This is a genomic window from Ferrovibrio sp., from assembly GCF_025869515.1.
Lineage (GTDB): Bacteria > Pseudomonadota > Alphaproteobacteria > Ferrovibrionales > Ferrovibrionaceae > Ferrovibrio.
Genome location: NZ_JAOZVR010000051.1, coordinates 1 through 20,807 on the forward strand (window position 1 = coordinate 1; position 20,807 = coordinate 20,807).

A 20,807-nucleotide genomic window follows, 5' to 3' on the forward strand; every position below is an offset into this window, starting at 1 on the left:
AAAAATACACCATGGCTGGCAGGCTTGACCGGTCCGGGGATTGATCCAGATTGCAAATGGATACGTACATTACGGTGTAATCCAGAGACCGGAACTTCGCAAAGACCATGGCTGTGACCGATTTGGCCGCTTATCCCGATTCGCCCCGCGGTTCCATGCAGGGACCGGCGCATCATATTCCGGCCGAGTTGCTGTTGGATTACGCTACCGGCACCCTGGCCGAGCCGTGGTCGCTGGTGGTGGCCTGCCATCTGACGCTGTGCCCCCATTGCCGCCGCGAACTGGCCGCCATCGAGGCGACCGCCGGCGCCATGCTCGAGGAGATTGCGCCGCAGCCGGTCAGCGCAGGCGGCTTTGCCGCCGTGGCCGCCAGGCTCGGCCCGCAGGACGCCGCGCCGGCTGTGCGGGCACCGGCAAAGGACGGCCTCCCGGCACCGCTGCGCGATTATCTGGCCACCGGTATTGATGCCATCCGCTGGCGCTGGAGCGGCGCCGGCCTGCAGTCCCATGCCCTGCCGATGCGCAAGACGAGCGGCGGCATGGTCAGCCTGCTCAGGGTCGCGCCGGGTGCCGGGCTGCCGATGCACACCCATGCCGGCAATGAAATGACCCTGGTGCTCAGCGGCGGCTATACCGCCGGGAATGACGCCTTCCGCCGCGGCGATGTCGAGATCGCCGATGGCAGTATCGAGCATCGCCCGGTTGCCATGGCAGACGGCCCCTGCATCTGTCTCGCAGTGACTGACGCGCCGCTGCGTTTCAGCGGCTCTTTCGGATGGCTGCTGAATCAATGGGCCAGACTCTCCGCCTAGCATCATGACGGCAAACGGTGTCGTCTGGATCACCGGTGCCGGCTCCGGTATCGGCCGTGCGCTGGCGCTGCGCTACCTGCGTGCCGGCGCCATCGTCGCCGGCACGGCGCGCCGGCGCGAAACCCTCGACAGCCTGCCGGACGAAGCACGCGGCGCCGGCGGACGTTTTCATGCCTTTGCCGCCGACCTGACCGATCTGGCCGCCACCCGCGCCGTCGTCGCGCGCATTGAGGCCGATCTCGGCCCGATCCGCCTTGCGGTGCTCAATGCCGGCACGCACAAGCCGACGCCGGGCACGCGCTTCAGCGCCGATGATGTGCGCCTGCTGCTCGACAGCAATGTGATGACGGTGGCCAACAGTCTGGATGCCGTGCTGCCCGCGCTGCTGCGGCGCGGCGCCGGCATGGTGGCGATCAATGCCTCGCTTGCCGGCTATGGCGGCCTGCCGTCGGCGGCCGGTTATGGCGCCAGCAAGGCGGCCCTGATCAACATGGCCGAGGCGCTGAAACTCGATCTGCAGGGCCGGGGCATTGACGTGCGGCTGATTTCGCCGGGCTTCATCAAAACACCGCTGACCGATCGCAATACCTTTCCGATGCCCTTCCTGATGCCGGTCGAGGCCGCGGCCGGGCGGCTGTGGCAGGCGCTGGAAACCGGCACGGATTTCGAGATCGTCTTCCCGCGCCGCTTCGCCTGGATCATGAAGCTGCTGCGGCTGCTGCCGTACGGCCTGTATTTCCCGCTGGTGCGCCGCCTCACCGGGATCTAACCCGGGAAGATTTATGACCGGGTGAAACCGTATTGCAGCACGTCGATGGTGCCGGCGTTGAAACCGCCCTCGCAATAGGCGAGGTAGTAGCGCCACATGCGACGGAAGCGTTCGTCGAAAGCCAGCTTGCGGCTGTCCAGCGCGCGAATCTGCGGCCAGGCCGCCTCGAAGCTCTGGTGCCACAGATTGAGCGTGCGGGCATAGTCGCGACCGAAGCTGAACGTATCGGCGATCTGCAGGCCGGCCGCTGCGGCCTGACGCTGCACCGTTCCGGGCGACAGCAGCATGCCGCCGGGAAAGATATGGGCCTGGATGAAATCCATGGTGCCGCGATAGTCCTCGAAATACCGGTCGGCGATCACGATGGCCTGGATGCCGGCGCGGCCCTGCGGCATCAGGCGGTCGCGCAACTGGCCGAAATAGCGCGGCCAGTATTTCTCGCCCACCGCCTCGATCATCTCGATGGAGGCGACGGCATCATACTGCCCGGTCAGGTCGCGATAGTCGCGCAGCTCGATCTGCACGCGGTCGGTCAGTCCGGCCTGCTGCACGCGGCGCTGGGCGTAATCATGCTGCTCGCGGCTGATGGTGATGGCATGCACGCGGGCGCCGAATTCCCGTGCCGCAAGGCAGGCGAAGCCGCCCCAGCCGCAGCCGATTTCCAGCACGCGCTGATCCGGTCTGATCCGCAGCACGTCGCCGGCCAGACGCCGGTATTTGTTCAGCTGTGCCTGTTCCAGCGTCTCGTTTGTGTCGCGCCAGATCGCGGCGGAATAGGTCATCGAGGGATCGAGCCACTGGCCGTAGAAATCGTTGCCGAGGTCGTAATGGTAGGCGATGTTGCGGCGGCTGCCGCGCCGGCTGTTGGCGGCAAGGGCAAAACCAAGCCGGCGCAGCAGGCGCAGCCACGGCTTGCCCATCAGCGTGGAATCCAGATCGCTGTTGCGGCAGGCCCATTCGGTCAGCGCGGCCAGGTCCGGGCAGTCGAAATCGCCATCGAGATAGGCTTCGCCGACCGCCAGGTTGCCGCCGAGCAGCAGCCGCTTCGCCAGGCGATGCGTATTGATGTCCAGCCGCGCATCGGGGCCGGGATGCGGGCCGCGCGCCTGCACGGCGCGGCCGTCGGGCAGGGTGATGGTCAGGCTGCCGTGACTGACACGGGCGGCGAGCGACAGCATCAGGCGGGTCCAGCGCGGCACGTTGTGCAGGCGGAGTGCATCCTGCGCGGACTTGAGCAGCAGCGGTTCGGAAGTGGCGGCATGAGGACCGGGGATGGCCCCGAGGCCTGTATGCGCCATCACTTCGGCGGCGGCATCGCGCGCGGCATCCATGGCAATGTCGGCTGCCCGGTCCAGCGCCGTGGTGCGATCGGCAAAGGCTTCAGTCATGCAATCCGCTCCCGTCAGTCTCGCACCGGCTATTCGTCGATCATCGGCCGGCCCGGCGACACCGCATCGCGCGGCGGCGGGCTCCAGCCGAAAAAGGCCGCGCCCTTGCGCCAGAGCTGCAGCGCCTCCCAGTGGATGCCGGCTATGACTTTTACGGTCATCAGCGGATGCCGGATGACGGCTTTCAACAGACTGTGATCGGTCAGGTCTTCGCGGCGGCCGGTCTGCGTCGCCAGCAGCTGCAAGGCGCCGCCCGGCGCCAGCTGGCGGATCAGGATGCCGATCTTGTCGCCCGGCGGCAGCAGCCGGAAATGGTAGTCGCCGTCCATCGGCAGGAAGGGCGAGACATGGAAGCGCTTGGCCACGCTCTGCTCGATCACCGGTCCGCTGTTGCGGTTCAGCGGCACCTCGATCAGATAGCCATGCTGGTCGCCGAAGGTGTTCTTCACCTCATACAGCACGGCGCGCAGGCGGCTGCGCACGTCGTAGCAGAAGAACACGCTGAGCGGATTGAACACATATCCGAACAGGCGCGGGAAGCAGAAGATGCGGATCTGCGCTGCCGCTTCCTGCAGGCCTTCGCGGGCCAGTGCCGCTTCCACCCAGGGCCGCAGCGGCGCGCCGTCGCGCGGGCCATGGTCGCGGTCGTGGAAACTGACCAGGCCGAAGCGGTTGTGCCGCAGCAGCCGCGAGTTGGCGGCAATCGCCGGCAGCCGGTTGATATCGAGCAGCAGCGAAAAGACGCGATAGGTGAATTTGTGTTTGAACGGCAGCAGCCGCTCATGCACCACCCGGCACCAGTACAGGCTGGCGCCAGGCAGAGTTTCTGGCAGAGTTTCTGGCAGAGTTTCAGGTGGCAGCGGTATGGCGGCGTCCATCATTCAGCCGCATCCCGGAGGCTGGTTGCCGCATCGAACGGCCGGACGCCGAGCGCCTGCGCCACCTGCAGGCCGGCGCTGAAGCCGTCCTCATGGAAGCCGTATTTGCACCAGGCGCCGCAGAACCACAGCCGGTCCTTGCCCTGAATCTCATGCAGCCGCGCCTGCGCGTCGATGGCGGGGCGGTCGAACAGCGGATGCTCGTAGGCGAATTCGGCAAACACCAGATCGGGTCGCGGCTCGACAATCGGGTTCATGGTCACGAACAGCGGTCGGCTGTCGTCGATCGATTGCAGCCTGTTCATCCAGTAGGTCAGGCCGACGCGGCGCTGCAGGTCGCGGCGCTGTTCGGACAGATAGTTCCAGCTGGCCCAGACGCTGCGGCGTCGCGGCATCTGCGCGACATCGCGATGCAGCACGGCACGGTTGGGCTGGAAGCGGAAGGCGGACAGGATGCTGTGTTCCGTGGCGGTGGCGCCGTCATCCAGCAGGCGCAACGCCTGATCGCCATGGCAGGCGAGCACTGCCTGGTCGAAATGCTGGCTGCCGCCGGCGGTGCTCACGGTCACGCCGACCGCTTCGCGGTGCACGGCATGAACGGGGGTATGCAGGTGCAGCGCGAAATCGCCATCGGCGATCAGGCGCTTCACATATTCGCGGCTGCCGCCCTGCACCGTATACCATTGCGGTCGGTCGTTGACGCTGAGCAGGCCGTGATTCTTGAAGAAGTTGGCAAAGGTCTCGGCCGGGAAGGCGAGCATCTCGGCAAGCGGCGCCGACCAGATCGCTGCACCCATCGGCAGCAGGTAATCCAGCATGAAACTGTCGCTGTAGCGGTCCTGCGCCAGATAGTCGCCCAGGCTCAGGCCGGCCATGCGGCCGCCCGCCAGATCGGCGATGGCGCGTTTGTTGAAACGCAGGATGTCGCGCCACATGCGATGGAAACTCGGCCGCAGCAGGTTGCGCTTCTGCGCGAACAGCGTGGAGAGTGTGTCGCCACTCCATTCCAGCGCGCCCCGGGACTCGCCCTGGCCGACCGAAACCGCGAAGGACATGTCGCTCTTGATCGAGGGCACATCCAGCTGTGCGAAAAGCCGGCGCAGGTTGGGGTAGTTCCAGTCGTTGAAGACGATGAAACCGGTATCGACGGCGATGCTGGCACCATCGTAATCGACGTCGACGGTGTTGCTGTGGCCGCCGGGAGTGGCATTGGCCTCGAAGACGGTGACGTCATGGCGTTTCGACAGCGCCCAGGCTGTGCCCAGACCGGCGATGCCGGCCCCGATCACGGCGATACGTTGCCGCCGCTCCCCCGCGACTGTCGTCATTCAGCCCCCGCTGCCTCGGCTGCATCATTGCGCAAAGCGGCGAAGGCTGCCAGTGCTGCCTTGCGCGCCGTATCGTGATCGACCAGCGGCCGCGGATAGTCGCGGCCGAGGACAATCCCCGCCTGATTCAGCACCGTCTCCGGTGCCGACCATGGCTTGTGAATGTATTTATCGGGCAGCGCCGCCAGTTCCGGCAGCCAGCGCCGCACATAGGCGCCCTGCGGGTCGAACTTTTCGCCCTGCAGCACCGGATTGAAGATGCGGAAATACGGCGCGGCATCGGCGCCCGAACCGGCCACCCACTGCCAACCGCCGGCATTGTTGGCCAGGTTGGCATCCACCAGCGTGTCCCAGAACCAGGCTTCGCCTTTGCGCCAGTCCTGCAGCAGGTGCTTGATCAGGAAGGAGGCGGCGATCATGCGCACCCGGTTGTGCATCCAGCCGGTCTGCCAGAGCTGGCGCATGCCGGCATCGACGATGGGATAGCCGGTGCGGGCCTCTTGCCATGCTTTGACGTGATCTGCACGGGGATTCCACGGAAAGGCATCGAAACCGGCGCGGAAATTCTGCTGCGGCAGGGTGGGGAAATGAAACAGCAGGTGATGGCAGAATTCGCGCCAGCCGAGTTCGCTCAGGAATTTTTCGGCATTATGGGCAAGTCCGGCGCCGCCGCGCTCCACGGCCATCTGCACCGCCTGCCAGATCTGGCGCGGGCCGATCTCGCCGAACTGCAGATGGGCCGACAGGCGCGAGGTGCAGTCGAGATCCGGCCGGTCGCGGCCATCGGCATACTGGATCAGGTCATGCTCGATGAAAGCCTGCAGCCGCGCAGCGGCGCCGGCTTCGCCGGGGGTCCAGCGCGCGCGCAGGCCGCCGGCCCAGTCGGGCGCCGTCGGCAGCAGGGCCCAGCTGTCCAGCGCGTCGCTGTCGACGGTCTCGGGCCAGCGCGTCACGCTTTGCGGCGCGCGCTGCGGCGCGGCCGGGCCTCGCGCGCGGCAGGCACGCCAGAACGGCGAAAACACCTTGAACCAGCCGCCTGCCTGGGTCTGCACGGTCCAGGGTTCGAACAGCAGGGCGGCGTTATGCGTCTCGACTGCGATGCCGTCGTCTTTCAGCGCCGTTTTCAGGGCGCTGTCGCGCGCAATCGCCGCCGGTTCGTAACAGCGGTTCCAGTGCACGGTTTCCGTGACGGTTTCGCGCAGCAGGGCCGGCAGGATCGTGGCCGGATCGCCGCGGCGCAGGATCAGCCCGATATCGTATCGTTGCTTGAGATCGGCGCCGAGCTGCACCAGGCTGTGATGCAGCCACCAGCGTGTGGCACCGCCCATCGCCCAGGCCGTGGTTGCCGTGTCGAGGATATAGAGCGCCAGCACCGGCCGGCCGCTCGCCGCGGCTGCCGCCAGGGCCGGATTGTCGTTCAGCCGCAGATCCTGGCGGAACCAGACCACAACCGGAGACAACGCGGATGAAAGAGGCGACATTCTGCCAGGCCGTATCTGCTGCTGCCGCATCCACCGGAACTGACCGTGCGGCGTTCATCATTTGATACGCAAGGCGCGGCGGGGTGGATCACCCCGGGGTTGATGGTCAGCGCAGCGGGGTTTCGCCGTCGCGCTCCAGCAGGCGCAGTGCCAGCGAGGCAGCCTGGGTGCGGTTGAACACCTGCATCTTGGTGAAGATCTGGCGCAGATGCGCCTTCACGGTGACTTCCTGAACGCCGAGCCGGATGGCGATGGCCTTGTTTGAATCGCCCTGGCTGACCCATTTCAGCACTTCGCGTTCGCGGTCGGTCAGCGCGGCGAGGCGCGGATCGGCAGGCTCGCTGGCGGCCGGCGGCCGCGCGGCCCCGTCATCGGCGGCATCGAGTTCATGGCGCAGGCTGCGCAGCAATTCACGATCATCGGCGCCGGCCCTGGCGCGTTCGGCCAGATTGGCGAATTTGGCGGCGGCGATATAGCTGGGCAGGAATTCCTCATACAGCCGCAGTGCCTTCACCACGGTGAGGATCATGGTCTGCTGCGTCAGCTCGGTCTTTTCCTTGTAATCGTTGATGCCGTGGTTCGACACCACGGTCAGCGGCGGGGCCTGGCCCGGCTGGCCGGTGCGGATCACGATCTGCGCCGACTTGTTGTTGAGGTCGGTGCGGATGAAATCCACCAGCGCCAGACCGGCATGCTCGGTCTCCATCACCACATCCAGCAGCACCAGGGCGGTGTCGGGATTGTCGCGCATCACGTCGCGCGCCTCGGTGGCGGAGTAGGCACTGAGGAAGGTGAGGCCGCGCTTGCGGTAGTTGAAATTGCGCAGCAGCAGTTTGGTCAGCGAATGGACATCGGGCTCGTCGTCGACGATCACCACTTTCCAGTTGCGCCGGTCGCTGCCGCCCGTCGGGCCGCCGCCACCGCCACCACCCGGCGGGCGCGTGTCGTCGCGTCGGTCCGCGCGCTCGTCGAGAAAGTTGATTGAAGGTTCCGCCAAGGCTGCTTCTCCCGTACAGCGCGTATTGTAGCGGATCGGCTCGCAAAAGAAACGAGGCGCTGCCTGAAATTCAACTTAAGTTGAGGCTGAAAACCGCAAATCAGGCACGCGTCCGGATCAGGGTGTCGGCGCCGGCGAGTCGGCGTCCGTCGGCGGCGCGCAACTCCAGCGGTTGGACCGGCGCGCCCTTGTCGCGGTCGACCAGTTCGATCCTGCAGGCTTCCCCGGGAAACTGATGGGCCTCGCCCCACTGGCGCAGGGCGACCAGAACCGGAAACAGGTCGCGGCCCTTGGCTGTCAGCACATACTCCTTGTAAGCGCCGCCATCCGCCGCCGGCACGGCGTCCAGGATGCCGCTCTCCACCAGGCCGCGCAGCCGCACGGTCAGGATGTTCCTGGCCATCCCGAGGCTTTTCTGGAATTCGCCGAAGCGGCGCAGGCCGAAAAAGGCGTCGCGCACGATCAGCAGCGACCACCAGTCGCCGACCGCATCCAGCGCCCGTGCCACCGGGCAGTCCGCATCGTCCAGGCTGGTGCGCCGCATGGTTCTCCTCGCGAGGTCTGGCCCACCAATGGATCGGGGCCGGCCAATTTGTGCCCCCGTCACGAGGCGGGTTCACTGATCGGTTGCATCATAAAACTACCAGGTCTACACAGCAAGTATAGTTGCATTATTAAACCAATAACCGGACTGGAGAGACCCATGAGGCTCAAGAACAAGACGGCGCTGATCACCGGCGGAAACAGCGGCATCGGCCTGGCCACCGCCAAAGCTTTCATTGCCGAGGGTGCCCGCGTCGCCATCACCGGCCGCAACCAGGCCACCCTGGATGCGGCTCTGGCCGCGCTGGGCGCCAATGCGATCGCCCTGCAGGCCGACGCCACCGATATCGCCGCCACCGAGCAGGCCGTGGCATCGGCCGTGAAGGCCTTCGGCGGGCTCGACATCCTGTTCGCCAATGCGGGCATCCCGGGCAGCACGCCGCTGGGCGGCAGCAAGCTCGAGGTTTTCGAGCAGATCCTGCGCACCAACATCACCGGCGTCTTCTTCACCGTGCAGGCGGCAGCGCCGTATCTCAACGACGGCGCGTCGATCATCCTGAACGGCTCGGTGATGTCGCAGCTGGGATCGCCCGGGTCATCGGCCTATGCCGCCAGCAAGGCCGGCGTGCGCGGCATGAGCCGCGTGCTGGCCGCCGAACTGGCGCCGCGCGGCATCCGCGTGAATGTCGTCTCGCCCGGCGCCACCCGCACGCCGATCTGGAATGGCGCGGCGCCGACGCCCGAGGCGATGACTCAGCTGGAAAAGCGCCTGGCCGGCATCATCCCGCTCGGGCGTCTGGGCGAGGCGGAGGAGATCGCGAAGACCGTGCTGTTCCTCGCTTCCGACGACGCCTCGAATGTCAGCGGCGCCGAACTCTTCGTCGATGGCGGCAGCAACGGTTCGCCGGTCGGCGGACCGGTGTTTCGCGGCTGAGCGCCACAACGAGATCGTGCGGAGAAGAGGGGCCGGCCGGCCCCTCTTTTTTGCGGGCGGCTACTGCAGCCGGGTGGTCAGCAGTTTGACCCCGGCATAACCGAAGGCCAGCGCGAATGTCGCCTCGAACCAGCGGCGCAGCCGCATATAGCCGCGCGCCACCGGCGGGCTGGAAAACAGCAGCGCATAGCCGTGGAAAACCAGCGTGCTCTGCAGCGCGACGGCGGCGATGATCACCAGCAGCGTCGCCGGCGCGGCATGGGCCGGCACGCCGACGGCATAGAGCGAGCCGAAGAACAGGATCGGCTTCGGATTGGTCAGGTGCAGGCCGAGCCCGGCGGCGTAGGCGCGTTTCCACGTCGGGTTCGCCAGGCCTCCCGGTTCGATGTCGCCCGGCGTCAGAGCCGACCTGGCGGATTTGACGGCGAGAAAGATCAGGTAGCCGGCGCCGCAATAGCGCAGCAGTTCGAACAGCCAGGCATTCGCCAGCATGATGGCGCCGAGCCCGAAGGCGGCCGCCGTCGACCACATCAGCGATCCGGTGCTGATGCCGGTGGCGACGGCGAGGCCGTATTTGCGGCCGGCTTTCATCGAGGTGCCGGCGATGGTCACGGTGGCCGGGCCGGGACTGGACGTGGCCATCAGCGCGGCCAGCAGGATCAGGGGGAGATTGATATCGTCGGGCATGCGCGAGTTTGGTTCGGCGCGTGGCGCGAAGGCAAGGGCGGAGATGTATCGCTACAATCCGCCCGGGCCGATGCGCAGGACGATCAGGCCTAATCCGGCCGCGATGGCGGCGCCGCCGGTGGCGCGCGCGATGCGCGGGCCCGCCGGGGCGAGACGTTCGAGGGTGATGGCCGCCGTGACGATGGCCATCGCGCGCAGGTCCATGACGCCGATGACGAGCAGGATCGCGGTCAGGCCGGCACAGCTGCGGAGGCAGTGCAGGCCGAGGCGCAGGCCCAGATGCAGGCCCTGATGCCAGGCCGTGCCGATGCCCGCCGGTGCCTGCCGGCAGCAGGCCAGGTGGCGCGCCTTCCATGCGGTGCACTGGACCGCGCCGGCGATCAGCACGACCATGCCGGCCGCGACCGGAACGGCGCGCGCCAGCGCCGGCCACTGCGTGGCGCTCTCCGCCAGCGCGGCGCCCAGCAGGAAAATCGCCAGGCCCGCCATGGCCCATACGAAGAAATATCCCGCGCCGGCCAGCGCGGTCGGCCGCGCCCCGCCGCCGGCCCGGTAACAGCGCCACAATGTCGGGGCCAGCGATGGCAGCATCATCGCCGCCATCATCACGACCCACATGCCGAGGAAAGATGCGGCGGCGCCGGCCCAGCTCTGGCCGCACATCGGCATCCAGGCCATCGACATGGTCCAGCCGCCGGCCATCGGGATCTCGCCCATTGTCGCCATCGACAGGCACCACATCGCCGTCACCGTCGCGCTGCCGGCGAACAGCAGTGCCATGATGCCGAAGAAGGCGGCGTACCGGGAGTCCCGTGCGGCCATGCTGCCGCGCGGGACCCTGCCGGTTGCCTGGCTTAGCCGCAGCATGACGCGGCGGGGCGCGTCTTTGCCGCCGGCTGGTCATACTCGTCATGGCGACGCCACCAGATGCCGGCCTCGTTGCGGCCCTTTGGCGCGCGGTCGAGCCACTGATACGACCCCCACAGGCTGTCCAGTCCGCGGGCATAGGTCGAGTAGGTGTGGTAGACCGCACCATCTTCCAGCACGAAACTGCTCATGCCCGGCCGGTCGCGCGAATAGGTGGCGACATCGGTGCCGCAGACCGCCGCGATCCTGACGACAGCGTCGGGAATCACGGTTGCCTTCATCGTCTGGCGGCCGCGGTCGTAGTTGTAGTCGATGTCGTTCTTGCGCTGCTGCTCCTCGGTGAAGGAGACGTTGAAGTCGAAATTGAAGTCGCTGACCAGCGCCGAGGCCCAGGGGAAAGTCCAGCCCATCCGCTGCCTGTAGGCCTGCAGCTTGGCCAGCGGCGCGCGCGACACCGCCGTCAGCGTGACGTCGTGGTTGGCCAGATGCGTGGCGAAACCGTTGAAGCCGTCGGCGATCATCGAACAGGACGGGCAGCCGGCCGTGTAGTCGGGCCCGAACATGAAATGATAGACCAGCAGCTGCGAGCGGCCCTGGAACAGGTCGGCCAGCGTGGCGCTGCCGGCTTCGGTCTCGAACCGGTATGCCTTGTCGACGCGCACCCAGGGCAGGTCCTGGCGCTGCCGTGCCAGTGCGTCGCTGCGCCGCGTCAGCTCCTTTTCCGCTTTCAGCAGTTCGAGCCGCGCGGCCAGCCAGTCTTCGCGGGTGCCGGTGATATGTGTGGTCATGGGTCTGTCTCCTCTGGGTTCGCCGGCATGCGCAGCGTTTTTCGATGCGACAGGCCGGTCGGTGTGCGGAGAAGACTAGGAGCGCGCGGCGCAGGGCAGGGAGTGACAAGTGTGTCGCGATTCCGTTTCCGCGGCGCCGGCGCCAGGCCGCAGCGGGATCGTGCGCGTGTTCGCGATAGTCTGGTTGGCGGAGGACGGATAGACTGGCATCGGACGCGACAGCCGGGAGTCACAGTGTGTCGGGACTGCAATGGATTCGCTGATCACGGCGGCGGCGCGGGCGCTGGCAGGCGGTGATCCGCTCGGCGCGCTGAAACGCGTTGCCCTGCGCGATGACGCGCCGGCCCTGGCGCTGCGCGGCATCGCCATGGCGCAGCTTGGCGATTTCGCCCGCGCGAAACTCCTGCTGCGCGGCGCGGCGCGTGCCTTCGGTGCGAAAGAACCCGTGGCCCGGGCCCGGTGCGTCGTCGCCGAGGCCGAGATCGCGCTGGCCGCGCGCGACCTCGGCTGGGCGGCGAAGACGCTGGATGCGGCCCGCGCGACGCTGGAAGCGCATGGCGACCAGGCCAACGCCGCCCATGCGCGCTATCTCGAGATCCGGCGCCTGCTGCTGATCGGGCGCCTCGACGAAGCCGAGCATCTGATCGGCCGGCTCGATCCGGTGCTGCTGCCGCCCGCCCTGCGCGCCGCGCATGAGATGGTGGTGGCGGGGATCGCGCTGCGCCGCCTGCAGACCAGGGCAGCGCGCGCCGCCCTCGGCCGTGCGGCGCGGGCCGCGCAGCAGGCCGGCATTCCCGCGCTGGCAACCGAAGTCGAAACCGCCTTCCGCGTGCTGGATATGCCGGCGGCACGCCTGATCGCGCGTGGCGGCGCCGAGCGTCCGCTCCTGCTCGAAGAGGTCGAGGCGCTGCAGACATCCAAAGCGCTGGTGGTGGATGCCTGCCGCTATGTCCTGCGCGATGCCGGCAGGACGGTCTCGCTGGCGACGCGGCCGGTCCTGTTCGCGCTGGTCCGCGCGCTGGCCGAAGCCTGGCCGGCCGATGTGCCGCGCGCCGTGCTGCTCGCGAAAGCCTTCGGCGCGAAACATGCCGATGACTCGCATCGCGCGCGGTTGCGGGTCGAGATCGGACGGCTGCGCATGGAGCTGCGGTCCGTGGCCGGGGTGAACGCCACCAAAGCCGGCTTCGCGCTGGCGCCGTGCCGGGCGCGCGAGGTCATCGTGCTGGCGCCGCCGGTCGAGGAGCCGCATGCGGCGGTGCTGGCGTTTCTTGCCGATGGCGAATCATGGTCGAGTTCGGCGCTGGCGCTGGCGCTGGATACCAGTCCGCGCACCGTGCAGCGGGCGCTCGACGCGCTGGCCGCCGCCGGCAAGGTGCAGTCCTTCGGCCGCGGCCGGGCACGCCGCTGGATGACGCCGCCGATCCCGGGATTCACGACGGCTTTGTTACTCCCGACGCCTCTGCCCAATCATTAGGATGACGGCATGACACGATCAGCGAGGAGGACAGACCCATGAAACGATCGACCGCCGACATCATCCGCGAATACGGTCCCTATCCCGGCGTCGAGGCCGTGCATGGCGTCAGCTATGACGGCCGCAATGTCTGGTTCGCGGCCGGAGACACGCTCAACGCCATCGATCCGGACAGCGGGCAGACGCAGCGCACGCTCAATGTTGCCGGGCATGCGGGCACCGCCTTCGACGGAAGGCACCTGTTCCAGATCGCCGAGAACCGCATTCAGAAGATCGACCCGCAGACCGGCGAGGTGCTCGCCACCATCCCGGCGCCTGGCGGCGGCAACGATTCAGGCATGGCCTGGGCCGAAGGCACGCTCTGGGTCGGTGAGTATCAGGCGCGCAGGATCCACCAGATCGACCCCGAGACCGGCGCCATCCTGCGCACCATCGAGTCAAACCGTTTCGTCACCGGCGTCACCTGGGTCGACGGCGAACTCTGGCACGGCACCTGGGAGGCCGACGAAAGCGAACTGCGCCGGATCGATCCGCAAACCGCAGAGGTGCTGGAAAGCATCGCGATGCCGGCCGGCACCGGCGTGTCGGGACTGGAATCCGACGGTGCCGACCGCTTTTTCTGCGGCGGCGGCAACAGCGGCAAGGTGCGGGCGGTGCGCCGGCCGAAGCGGGCATAACGGCGACGGCGCGCCGGCATCCTGCTAGCGCGACGTCTTTTTTCTGTGCGCGCGGCTGAGTTTGCCGGCCGCGCGCAGCCGGCGCCGGAAACTCGGGCATTCCAGATGGCTCGGCGCCTTGCACACCGCGGCGTGGCGCAGCCCGTCGCGCATCGCCGTCAGCCGCCGGATGGTCTCATCCAGCTCGTCCGCCTTGGCGACCAGTTGCTCGCGCCGGATGCGCAGGCGGCCGTTGGGCGAAAACATGCCGGCGATCTCCTCCAGGCTGAATCCCGCCAGCCGCCCCAGCGCGATCAGCGCCAGGTGGTCCAGCACGACCGGTTCGAACAGGCGCCGCAGGCCGCGCCGCCCCACCGAGGCGATCAGGCCTTTCTCCTCATAGAAGCGCAGCGCCGAGGCCGGCACGCCGGCCCGGGCCGAGACTTCCGCGATATCCAGCAACTGCATGCCAAAGAGATTCCTTCTTGACCTCAAGTGAACTTGAAGTCGTAGGCTACCCCAACATCACAACTGCACAAGAGGAATTTCAAGATGCTGGATACGATTTTACAGGTCGCGGCGGTGGGCGCGGGCGCCACGCTGGCGATGGATGCCTGGGGCCTGCTGCTGCGGCGGGTCTATGGCGTGGCCGGACTGGATTATCGCTTCGTCGGGCGCTGGCTCGGCCACCTGCCGCGCGGCCGTTTCCGCCACGATGGCATCGGCAAGTCGGCGCCGGTGGCGGGCGAGGTGCTGCTCGGCTGGGCCGCGCATTACGCCATCGGCATCGCCTTCGCCGCCGGCCTCGTTGCCATCCGTGGCGCCGACTGGCTGGCAACGCCGACGCCGGCGCCGGCTTTGCTGGCCGGGCTGGTCACCGTTGCCGCGCCGTATTTCGTGATGCAGCCGGCCTTCGGCATGGGCATCGCGTCATCGCGCACCCCCGATCCGACGGCGGCGCGGCTGCGCAGCCTGATCACCCATCTGGTGTTCGGCACCGGGCTCTATCTCGCCGCACGGCTGATGGCGGCGCTGTGACTCGCTCTCCCCAACCTGAAAGGAAAGAACAATGATCTCCCCGCGTTTCGCTCCCGTCGTGTTCGGCTTTGTGCTCTCCGCCCTGATGTCCTTCATCGTCTCGGGCATCGCCACCGTCCGCACGGCCGGCCCGGTCGATGGCTTTCTCACTCTCTGGATCGGCGCCTGGCTGCCGTCCTGGCTGGTGGCTTTCCCGGTCGTGCTGGTGGTCGCGCCGGTGGCGCGCAAGATCGTGCAGGGGATGGTGCGGGCATAAGCATGGTCAGGCTGCGGTCGGACAATGGTCTCCGGCCGCAGCTTGCGCTGCGCTTGCATGTCTGGCGATGTCTTGGAGAATGGCTCCCAGGGAGGGATTCGAACCCCCGACCGGGCGGTTAACAGCCGCCTGCTCTACCACTGAGCTACCTGGGACCAGTGCGGCGCGCAACCTAGCCACCCAGGCCCCCGACCGCAAGGCCTGTCCGCAAAAATTCCGCAACCGGTTTTGCGGCCCGTCAAACCGGCTTTTCCCTTTGCGCGCCAGATGCTAAGCGGAAGGTGAGGGAGCCGCGAAAATGAAAATGACCCGGGCCGAACTGGCCGCCTTTCTCGATACCGAATTTCCGCAGATGCGGGCGCAGCAGTTTCGAATCGAACACTGGGACGGCGCGACGCTGCGGCTGGCCATGCCGATCGGCGAGCAGAACCTGCGGCCGGGCAACACGGTGTCGGGCCCGGCGATGATGACGCTGGCCGACTGCGCCGCCTATCTGCTGCTGCTCGGCCTGATCGGCCCGGTGGCGCTGGCGGTCACCACCAACCTCAACATCAACTTCCTGCGCAAGCCGGGCCTGGGCGAGCTGAGCGCCGAAGCCGACATGCTGAAACTGGGCAAGACGCTGGCGATCATCGAGATCACGCTGTATTCGGCCGGGGTGGACGAACCGGTGGCGCATGCGGTGATGACCTACGCGATTCCGCCCAAAGGCTGAGGACAGGTCCAAAGGCTGAGGACTGGCCCAAGAGGACAGACGCGGTAAGCCGGGCAGGGGGCTTGACCCCGGCACCAGCTGTTCCTATATCGTTCTCTGCGTGCAGGGCCGGCATCCGTAAACCCGCAGGAGCAGAAACGAACTCAAACGAAGCGAAACGAACCCGAACGAAGCCAAACGAACCGCAACGAAGCCAAACGAGCACCGAACGAACCGCAACGAACCCAAACGAAGCGGAACGAACGTTTTTCTGAGGTTTCGTCGCGCCCGCGAAGGCGGGAGTCCAGTCTTAAAACCCGGGTTCGATAAATAAGCTGGATTCCCGCTGTCGCGGGAATGAGGATAAAGTTGTTAAGTCTTTGTTTTATATGATCCTGGACAATGGTATCATAATACCGCTATCTAAGATGTTGATTTCTAAGGCCAGAACCTGTTTGACAGCACGCGAAAAATCCTCATAGTGCGCCCCGATCCGCCCGCCGGCTGTCCGGCGGGATTTTACTACTCTGTCAGGACGTCAGATGAAGACTTTCACCGCCAAAGAGTCCGAAGTGGACAAGAAGTGGCTGCTGATCGACGCCGACGGTTTGGTGCTGGGGCGGCTTGCCTCCCTGATCGCCATGCGTCTGCGCGGCAAGCACAAGGCCATCTTCACGCCGAACTGCGATACCGGCGACAATATCATCGTCATCAATGCCGAGAAGGTTCGCCTCACCGGCCGCAAGGCCGCGAATGAGGTCTTCTACTGGCACACCGGTCATCCGGGTGGCATCAAGGGTCGCACCCTGGGCGAAGGCCTGGCCGGCAAGTATCCCGAGCGCGTCATCATGAAGGCCGTCGAGCGCATGCTGCCGAAGGAGAGCCCGCTGGCTCGCCGTCAGCTCACCAAGCTCAAGGTCTACAAGGGTGCCCAGCATCCGCATGAGGCACAGCAGCCGGTGAAGCTGGATGTCGCCGCGCTCAATCCGAAGAACAAGAGGAACGACTAATGGCTGAGTCCCGCACGCTCGCCGATCTGAGCCTCGGCAACGCCCAGGCCGCCGTGGCCGCCACTGCCGCCGCTCCCGCCGAGCGCAAGCTCGACAAGTACGGCCGCGCCTACGCCACCGGCAAGCGCAAGAACGCCATCGCCCGCGTCTGGATTAAGCCCGGCACCGGCAAGTTCACCGTGAACGGCAAGGAGAGCAACGACTACTTCGCTCGTCCCGTGCTGCGCATGCTGCTCGCCCAGCCGATGGTGGTGACCAACCGCAGCGGCCAGTTCGACATCTATGCCACCGTCGTCGGCGGCGGCCTGTCGGGCCAGGCCGGCGCGCTGCGTCACGGCATCTCCAAGGCGCTGACCTATTTCGAGCCGACGCTCCGTCCGGCCCTGAAGGCCCAGGGCTTCCTGACCCGCGACAGCCGCGTGGTCGAGCGCAAGAAGTACGGCAAGCCGAAGGCCCGCCGCAGCTTCCAGTTCTCGAAGCGCTAATAAGACTCGCTGTCATCTGGCGGCGGATGAAAGGGCCGGGGCGCAAGCTCCGGCCTTTTTGCTTTTTTTAAGGATGTATGCATCGCCCAGCGGTGCTATGGCTGAAACGACTGCAACGCTTTAGAATTGCAGCGCAAACGGAGTTTCGCGATGGATGCCGAAGACGCATTGCTTCTGGTTGTGCCGGCGATGCTGGTGCTGCTCGCGGCCGGCGGTCTCGCCGGCTATATCGAAGCCGCGGTCTACCAGCTCTACGGCAGCGGCAGCGGCCCCGGCGATGCCACGCGCCAGGCGCAGATGCAGAGCGACTACAGCCGGCGCCGCACCGACTTCGCCGCCCTGCGCGACGAGAAGGCGCAGCTCGATGCCGATCTCGCCATGCTGATGAAGGACCGCGCCAACCTGCAGGACCAGGAACGCCGTCTCGCCGACCGGCAGAACAACCTGGTGGCGGAGGCCGGCTATCCGGCGCCGGGCACGCCGGGCTTCTATTTCCGCATCGAAGGCCCCGCCGCGGTGATGCCCTTTGCCGGGCTGGCCTCGGTGCCGACCGCGATGGGCGGCAAGCGCCGCGTGCGGCTGGTGGTCTGGGCCGGCAATATGGAAGCGGCGCAGGCACTGGCGGCGAACTGGGTCGGCGATGGCACCAAGATGATCGACAGCCGTGAATTCGCCGGCAAAGTCTTCTGGCACGAGGCCTGAGCGATGGCGGAGCTGCTCACCGCGCTGGCGGCGCTGATCGCGCTGCTGCTGTTCGGCCTGGCGCTGGCCATCGTGGTCGATCGTGCCCGCATGGGCTATCGCCGCGCCGAGTATGAAAAGGCCATGCGACGCCAGGGCGAGCATGAACTCTCGATGCGGCTGGAACAGCTCGAACGCGCCATCGCCGAGCAGCGGCCGGCGATTGCCTCGGCGCGGCGTCAGTTCACCCAGATGCAGGACGAATGCGACGGGCTGAAGCGCCGGCTCGACAGCACCGAATATCCCTTCGCCTATACCGCCGTGCCGATGGAAAGCCGCGACATGTATGCGCGCTCCTGGCGCTTCTCCGCGCGCCATCCCAGCCTCGGCGCCGACCTGTCCGAAATCGAACCGGCCGGGCAGTGGGGGCAGGGACGGCTCTATGTGGTGGCGGCCGAAAACCAGGCCGAGGCGCGCTCGCTGATGGATCGCCTGCTGCCGCGCCATCGCGGCTTCGTCGTGGTGACTGTGGGCGAGGCGCCGGCCGAGCCGCCGCCGCCGGCCTGACATCAGTACGCCGCGTCCGAGTCGGCGCAACGCCCTGCTACCAGCGGTAAAACTCCGATTGATTTGATACTGCCTTTGCCCGACAGTACCCGGAGGATCACTCTAGGGGGCATGGCCAGAGGCCGCCGGCATGGACGCCGTCGACATCGTTTCCGCACTGCTGCCGTCGCTGCTGATGTTCTTCGCCGTCTCGCTCGGCGCGAACAGCCTGGAACGCTATGTCTTCAGTTATGCGCGCGGCCGTTTCCAGCTCGACCAGCTGGTCAGCGAGGCCGAGCAGCTGCGCAATCGGATGGCCGAGATCCGCGTCGACTACGACAAGCTGCAGGAAGACAAGGCCCGGCTCGAGTTACACCTGAGCGAACGCCAGAACACCTATGGCGGGATGATGGCGCGCGAGGTCGAATTCAGCGACGCGCGCAACATGGTGATCTACGAGGTCGGCACGCCCAGGCCGCATCACACCGGCTGGTATGTCAAGCTGATCGGCCCCGAGATGCACGAGATGTTCAGCGGCCCCGGTTCGGGCGTGTCGGCGTTTCCCGGCCGCCGCACCGCGCGGGTGGTGATGTGGGGCATCGAAGACGAGCATATGGCGCGGCTGCGCACCAAGAAGATTTTCGGCGCGCTGTCGGAAGTCATGCTGATCCGTCCGTTCAACGGCAAGATCAGGCTCGGCGATGTCTGAGATTTCCATCACCCAGTTCATCGGCATCCTGGCCGCGGCTGCCAATATCGGCATCGCGGTGATGATCATCATCCTGCTCGGCGAGCGCAGCCATGCCGCCTGGACCCGCGTGCGCCTGAAGGCCGAGGAACTGACCGGCGTCAAGGAAGACTTCGCACGCCAGGTCGAGGATGCGGTGAAGGCCGTGCAGACGCTGCATGAAAGCATCGCCGATCTGAAGAACCAGGTGACGCGCGCCGAACAGGATCTTGAATCGCTGACCAGGCGACACAAGGAAACCGACCTGCCGTTCGGCTACACCGCCACCATCGTGGATATCGTGGACCGCCGCTACCGCACCTGGCGCGTGGTGGTGCGCAATGCCGATCTCGGCGCCCAGGCCGGCTCGTTCAGCCATCCGGCGCATAAATGGATCGAGGGCCGCTTCTACGAAGTGCCGGCGCCCAACATGGAATACGCCGTGCAGGCGATGCAGCAGCGGTTCCTGCTGCGCGACGGCTTCACCGTCGATCCGGCGCCCTTGCGCGGCAGTGTCGCCGAGGCGCCTGCGCCGGCGGCGAGCCTCGAGGCGGCGATCAGCGCGATCTAGCGGTTCAGCTCTTTCATCCCGCGTTCCAGGCCTTCGAGGGTGAGCGGGAACATGCGGTTGCCCATCAGCTGGCGGACCACCCCGACCGACGGCGTGAAGTCCCAGTATTTTTCCTGCACCGGGTTGAGCCAGATCGCCTTCGGATAGGTATCCAGCAGGCGCTGCAGCCACACCGCGCCGGCTTCCTCGTTCCAGTGCTCGACGCTGCCGCCGGGCTGCACGATCTCGTAAGGCGACATGGTGGCGTCGCCGACGAAGACCAGCTTGTAGTCATGCTGGTAGGTGCGCAGCATCTCGAAGGTCGGCGTGAAATCGGCATGCCGGCGGCGATTGTCCTTCCACAGCTTCTCGTAGACGCAATTGTGGAAGTAGAAGAATTCCATATGCTTGAATTCGGCGCGCGCCGCCGAGAACAGCTCCTCGGTGATACGGATATGATCGTCCATCGAGCCGCCGATATCGAACAGCAGCAGCACCTTCACCTTGTTATGCCGCTCGGGCACCATCTTGATGTCGAGATAGCCGGCATTGGCCGCCGTCGACTTGATGGTGTCGGGCAGGTCGAGTTCCAGGTCGGCGCCGTCGCGGGCGAATTTGCGCAGGCGGCGCATCGCCACCTTGATGTTGCGGGTGCCGAGCTCGACGCTGTCGTCCAGGTTCTTGTATTCGCGCTTGTCCCACACCTTCACGGCGCGGCGGTTGCGCGACTTGTCCTGGCCGATGCGCACGCCTTCGGGATTGTAACCATAGGCGCCGAAGGGTGAGGTGCCGGCGGTACCGATCCACTTGCTGCCGCCCTGGTGGCGGCCCTTCTGCTCTTCGAGGCGCTGCTTCAGCGTCTCCATCAGCTTGTCCCAGCCGCCGAGCGCCTCGATCTGCGCCATTTCCTCCGGGGTCAGAACCTTCTCGGCCAGTTTGCGCAGCCATTCCTCCGGGATTTCGGCGGTGATCTCGGCGCCGGCGCCGACGGACTGCAGGCCGTTGAAACACTGGCCGAAGACGCGGTCGAATTTGTCGAGGTTGCGCTCGTCCTTCACCAGCGCGGTACGCGACAGGTAATAGAAATCCTCGACGCGATATTCGGGCACGCCCTTGTCCATCGCCTCGATCAGCGTGAGATATTCCCGCAGCGTGGCGGGCACCTTGGCCTTGCGCAGTTCGAGGAAGAAGTTGATGAACATGCCAGCTCTCCTGGGC

Annotated in this window: 25 protein-coding genes and 1 tRNA gene; 14 read left to right on the top strand and 12 right to left on the bottom strand. The window is 66.5% G+C overall.

From position 1 onward, the window contains the following. Window positions 1-107 precede the first annotated feature (107 nt). Together OJJ21_RS07825 and OJJ21_RS07830 are read left to right on the top strand one after the other, a co-directional pair. On the top strand, window positions 108-812 hold the full coding sequence (locus OJJ21_RS07825) for a ChrR family anti-sigma-E factor (RefSeq protein WP_297684837.1): 705 nt from the start codon (window positions 108-110) through the stop codon (window positions 810-812). Window positions 813-816: 4 nt separating this feature from the next. Continuing rightward, complete coding sequence (locus tag OJJ21_RS07830) at window positions 817-1,581, top strand: SDR family NAD(P)-dependent oxidoreductase (RefSeq protein ID WP_297684839.1); 765 nt, start codon at window positions 817-819, stop codon at window positions 1,579-1,581. An 11-nt stretch (window positions 1,582-1,592) separates the two neighbouring features. Here the strand turns inward: OJJ21_RS07830 and OJJ21_RS07835 are convergent, their stop codons facing one another. The 6 genes from OJJ21_RS07835 to OJJ21_RS07860 all read right to left on the bottom strand — a co-directional run bounded on the left by OJJ21_RS07835 (window position 1,593) and on the right by OJJ21_RS07860 (window position 8,197). Beyond that, the gene (locus OJJ21_RS07835; RefSeq protein WP_297684841.1) at window positions 1,593-2,969 is read right to left on the bottom strand and encodes a cyclopropane-fatty-acyl-phospholipid synthase family protein; all 1,377 of its coding nucleotides are present in this window, start codon (window positions 2,967-2,969) and stop codon (window positions 1,593-1,595) included. A gap of 29 nt (window positions 2,970-2,998) precedes the next feature. Further along, the gene (locus OJJ21_RS07840) at window positions 2,999-3,850 is read right to left on the bottom strand and encodes a DUF1365 domain-containing protein (protein ID WP_297684843.1); all 852 of its coding nucleotides are present in this window, start codon (window positions 3,848-3,850) and stop codon (window positions 2,999-3,001) included. Next, complete coding sequence (locus OJJ21_RS07845; RefSeq protein WP_297684845.1) at window positions 3,847-5,175, bottom strand: FAD-dependent oxidoreductase; 1,329 nt, start codon at window positions 5,173-5,175, stop codon at window positions 3,847-3,849. The genes OJJ21_RS07840 and OJJ21_RS07845 overlap by 4 nt, the downstream gene beginning before the upstream one ends. Next, window positions 5,172-6,656: a deoxyribodipyrimidine photo-lyase gene (locus tag OJJ21_RS07850; protein WP_297684847.1), complete on the bottom strand. Its 1,485-nt coding sequence runs from the start codon at window positions 6,654-6,656 to the stop codon at window positions 5,172-5,174. The genes OJJ21_RS07845 and OJJ21_RS07850 overlap by 4 nt, the downstream gene beginning before the upstream one ends. 106 nt (window positions 6,657-6,762) lie before the next feature. Then, entirely contained in the window at window positions 6,763-7,653 is an 891-nt protein-coding gene (locus OJJ21_RS07855; protein WP_297684849.1) for a response regulator transcription factor, read from the bottom strand. 100 nt (window positions 7,654-7,753) lie between these two features. Continuing rightward, window positions 7,754-8,197 (bottom strand): helix-turn-helix domain-containing protein, encoded by a 444-nt coding sequence (locus OJJ21_RS07860; protein WP_297684851.1) that lies wholly within the window; start codon window positions 8,195-8,197, stop codon window positions 7,754-7,756. A 159-nt stretch (window positions 8,198-8,356) separates the two neighbouring features. Between OJJ21_RS07860 and OJJ21_RS07865 the strand changes: the two genes are divergently transcribed. Further along, entirely contained in the window at window positions 8,357-9,130 is a 774-nt protein-coding gene (locus OJJ21_RS07865) for an SDR family oxidoreductase (RefSeq protein ID WP_297684853.1), read from the top strand. A 60-nt stretch (window positions 9,131-9,190) separates the two neighbouring features. Here OJJ21_RS07865 and OJJ21_RS07870 read toward each other — a convergent pair whose 3' ends face one another. From OJJ21_RS07870 to OJJ21_RS07880, 3 genes are read right to left on the bottom strand one after another with little or no spacing between them, the layout of a single operon-like run. Then, window positions 9,191-9,817, bottom strand: coding sequence for a LysE family translocator (locus tag OJJ21_RS07870; protein WP_297684855.1), 627 nt, complete (start codon window positions 9,815-9,817; stop codon window positions 9,191-9,193). Between the two features lie 51 nt (window positions 9,818-9,868). After that, window positions 9,869-10,639, bottom strand: a complete 771-nt coding sequence (locus tag OJJ21_RS07875) for a DUF2182 domain-containing protein (protein ID WP_297684857.1) — start codon at window positions 10,637-10,639, stop codon at window positions 9,869-9,871. Between the two features lie 32 nt (window positions 10,640-10,671). Then, complete coding sequence (locus OJJ21_RS07880) at window positions 10,672-11,472, bottom strand: DUF899 domain-containing protein (protein ID WP_297684859.1); 801 nt, start codon at window positions 11,470-11,472, stop codon at window positions 10,672-10,674. 250 nt (window positions 11,473-11,722) lie between these two features. Between OJJ21_RS07880 and OJJ21_RS07885 the strand changes: the two genes are divergently transcribed. After that, a complete protein-coding gene (locus OJJ21_RS07885) occupies window positions 11,723-12,946 on the top strand; it encodes a helix-turn-helix domain-containing protein (protein WP_297684861.1) in 1,224 nt (407 codons plus the stop codon). Window positions 12,947-12,984: 38 nt separating this feature from the next. Then, entirely contained in the window at window positions 12,985-13,623 is a 639-nt protein-coding gene (locus tag OJJ21_RS07890; protein WP_297684863.1) for a DUF5074 domain-containing protein, read from the top strand. Between the two features lie 24 nt (window positions 13,624-13,647). Here OJJ21_RS07890 and OJJ21_RS07895 read toward each other — a convergent pair whose 3' ends face one another. Next, window positions 13,648-14,070, bottom strand: coding sequence for a helix-turn-helix domain-containing protein (locus tag OJJ21_RS07895; RefSeq protein ID WP_297684865.1), 423 nt, complete (start codon window positions 14,068-14,070; stop codon window positions 13,648-13,650). Window positions 14,071-14,154: 84 nt separating this feature from the next. Between OJJ21_RS07895 and OJJ21_RS07900 the strand changes: the two genes are divergently transcribed. After that, window positions 14,155-14,640, top strand: coding sequence for a DUF2938 domain-containing protein (locus OJJ21_RS07900; protein WP_297684867.1), 486 nt, complete (start codon window positions 14,155-14,157; stop codon window positions 14,638-14,640). A 31-nt stretch (window positions 14,641-14,671) separates the two neighbouring features. Next, the gene (locus OJJ21_RS07905) at window positions 14,672-14,896 is read left to right on the top strand and encodes a DUF2798 domain-containing protein (protein WP_297684869.1); all 225 of its coding nucleotides are present in this window, start codon (window positions 14,672-14,674) and stop codon (window positions 14,894-14,896) included. An 80-nt stretch (window positions 14,897-14,976) separates the two neighbouring features. On the opposite strand, the gene OJJ21_RS07910 is transcribed toward OJJ21_RS07905, so the two are convergent. Then, window positions 14,977-15,051, bottom strand: a tRNA-Asn gene (locus OJJ21_RS07910). 143 nt (window positions 15,052-15,194) lie between these two features. Here OJJ21_RS07910 and OJJ21_RS07915 point away from each other — a divergent pair. The 7 genes from OJJ21_RS07915 to OJJ21_RS07945 all read left to right on the top strand — a co-directional run bounded on the left by OJJ21_RS07915 (window position 15,195) and on the right by OJJ21_RS07945 (window position 19,610). Continuing rightward, the gene (locus tag OJJ21_RS07915; protein WP_297684871.1) at window positions 15,195-15,611 is read left to right on the top strand and encodes a PaaI family thioesterase; all 417 of its coding nucleotides are present in this window, start codon (window positions 15,195-15,197) and stop codon (window positions 15,609-15,611) included. Window positions 15,612-16,132: 521 nt separating this feature from the next. Continuing rightward, window positions 16,133-16,600 carry a 50S ribosomal protein L13 gene (gene rplM, locus OJJ21_RS07920; RefSeq protein WP_297684873.1) on the top strand — a complete coding sequence of 156 codons (468 nt, stop codon included), beginning with the start codon at window positions 16,133-16,135 and terminating at the stop codon, window positions 16,598-16,600. Next, entirely contained in the window at window positions 16,600-17,085 is a 486-nt protein-coding gene (gene rpsI / locus OJJ21_RS07925; protein ID WP_297684875.1) for a 30S ribosomal protein S9, read from the top strand. Before rplM ends, rpsI begins: the two co-directional genes overlap by 1 nt. Before the next feature lie 150 nt (window positions 17,086-17,235). Next, complete coding sequence (locus OJJ21_RS07930) at window positions 17,236-17,787, top strand: hypothetical protein (RefSeq protein WP_297684877.1); 552 nt, start codon at window positions 17,236-17,238, stop codon at window positions 17,785-17,787. Between the two features lie 3 nt (window positions 17,788-17,790). After that, window positions 17,791-18,333 carry a hypothetical protein gene (locus OJJ21_RS07935; RefSeq protein WP_297684879.1) on the top strand — a complete coding sequence of 181 codons (543 nt, stop codon included), beginning with the start codon at window positions 17,791-17,793 and terminating at the stop codon, window positions 18,331-18,333. Between the two features lie 130 nt (window positions 18,334-18,463). Continuing rightward, window positions 18,464-19,021, top strand: a complete 558-nt coding sequence (locus tag OJJ21_RS07940) for a hypothetical protein (RefSeq protein WP_297684881.1) — start codon at window positions 18,464-18,466, stop codon at window positions 19,019-19,021. Further along, entirely contained in the window at window positions 19,014-19,610 is a 597-nt protein-coding gene (locus OJJ21_RS07945) for a hypothetical protein (protein ID WP_297684883.1), read from the top strand. Before OJJ21_RS07940 ends, OJJ21_RS07945 begins: the two co-directional genes overlap by 8 nt. On the opposite strand, the gene OJJ21_RS07950 is transcribed toward OJJ21_RS07945, so the two are convergent. Next, entirely contained in the window at window positions 19,607-20,791 is a 1,185-nt protein-coding gene (locus OJJ21_RS07950; protein WP_297684885.1) for a VWA domain-containing protein, read from the bottom strand. The genes OJJ21_RS07945 and OJJ21_RS07950 overlap by 4 nt on opposite strands. Window positions 20,792-20,807 lie beyond the last annotated feature (16 nt).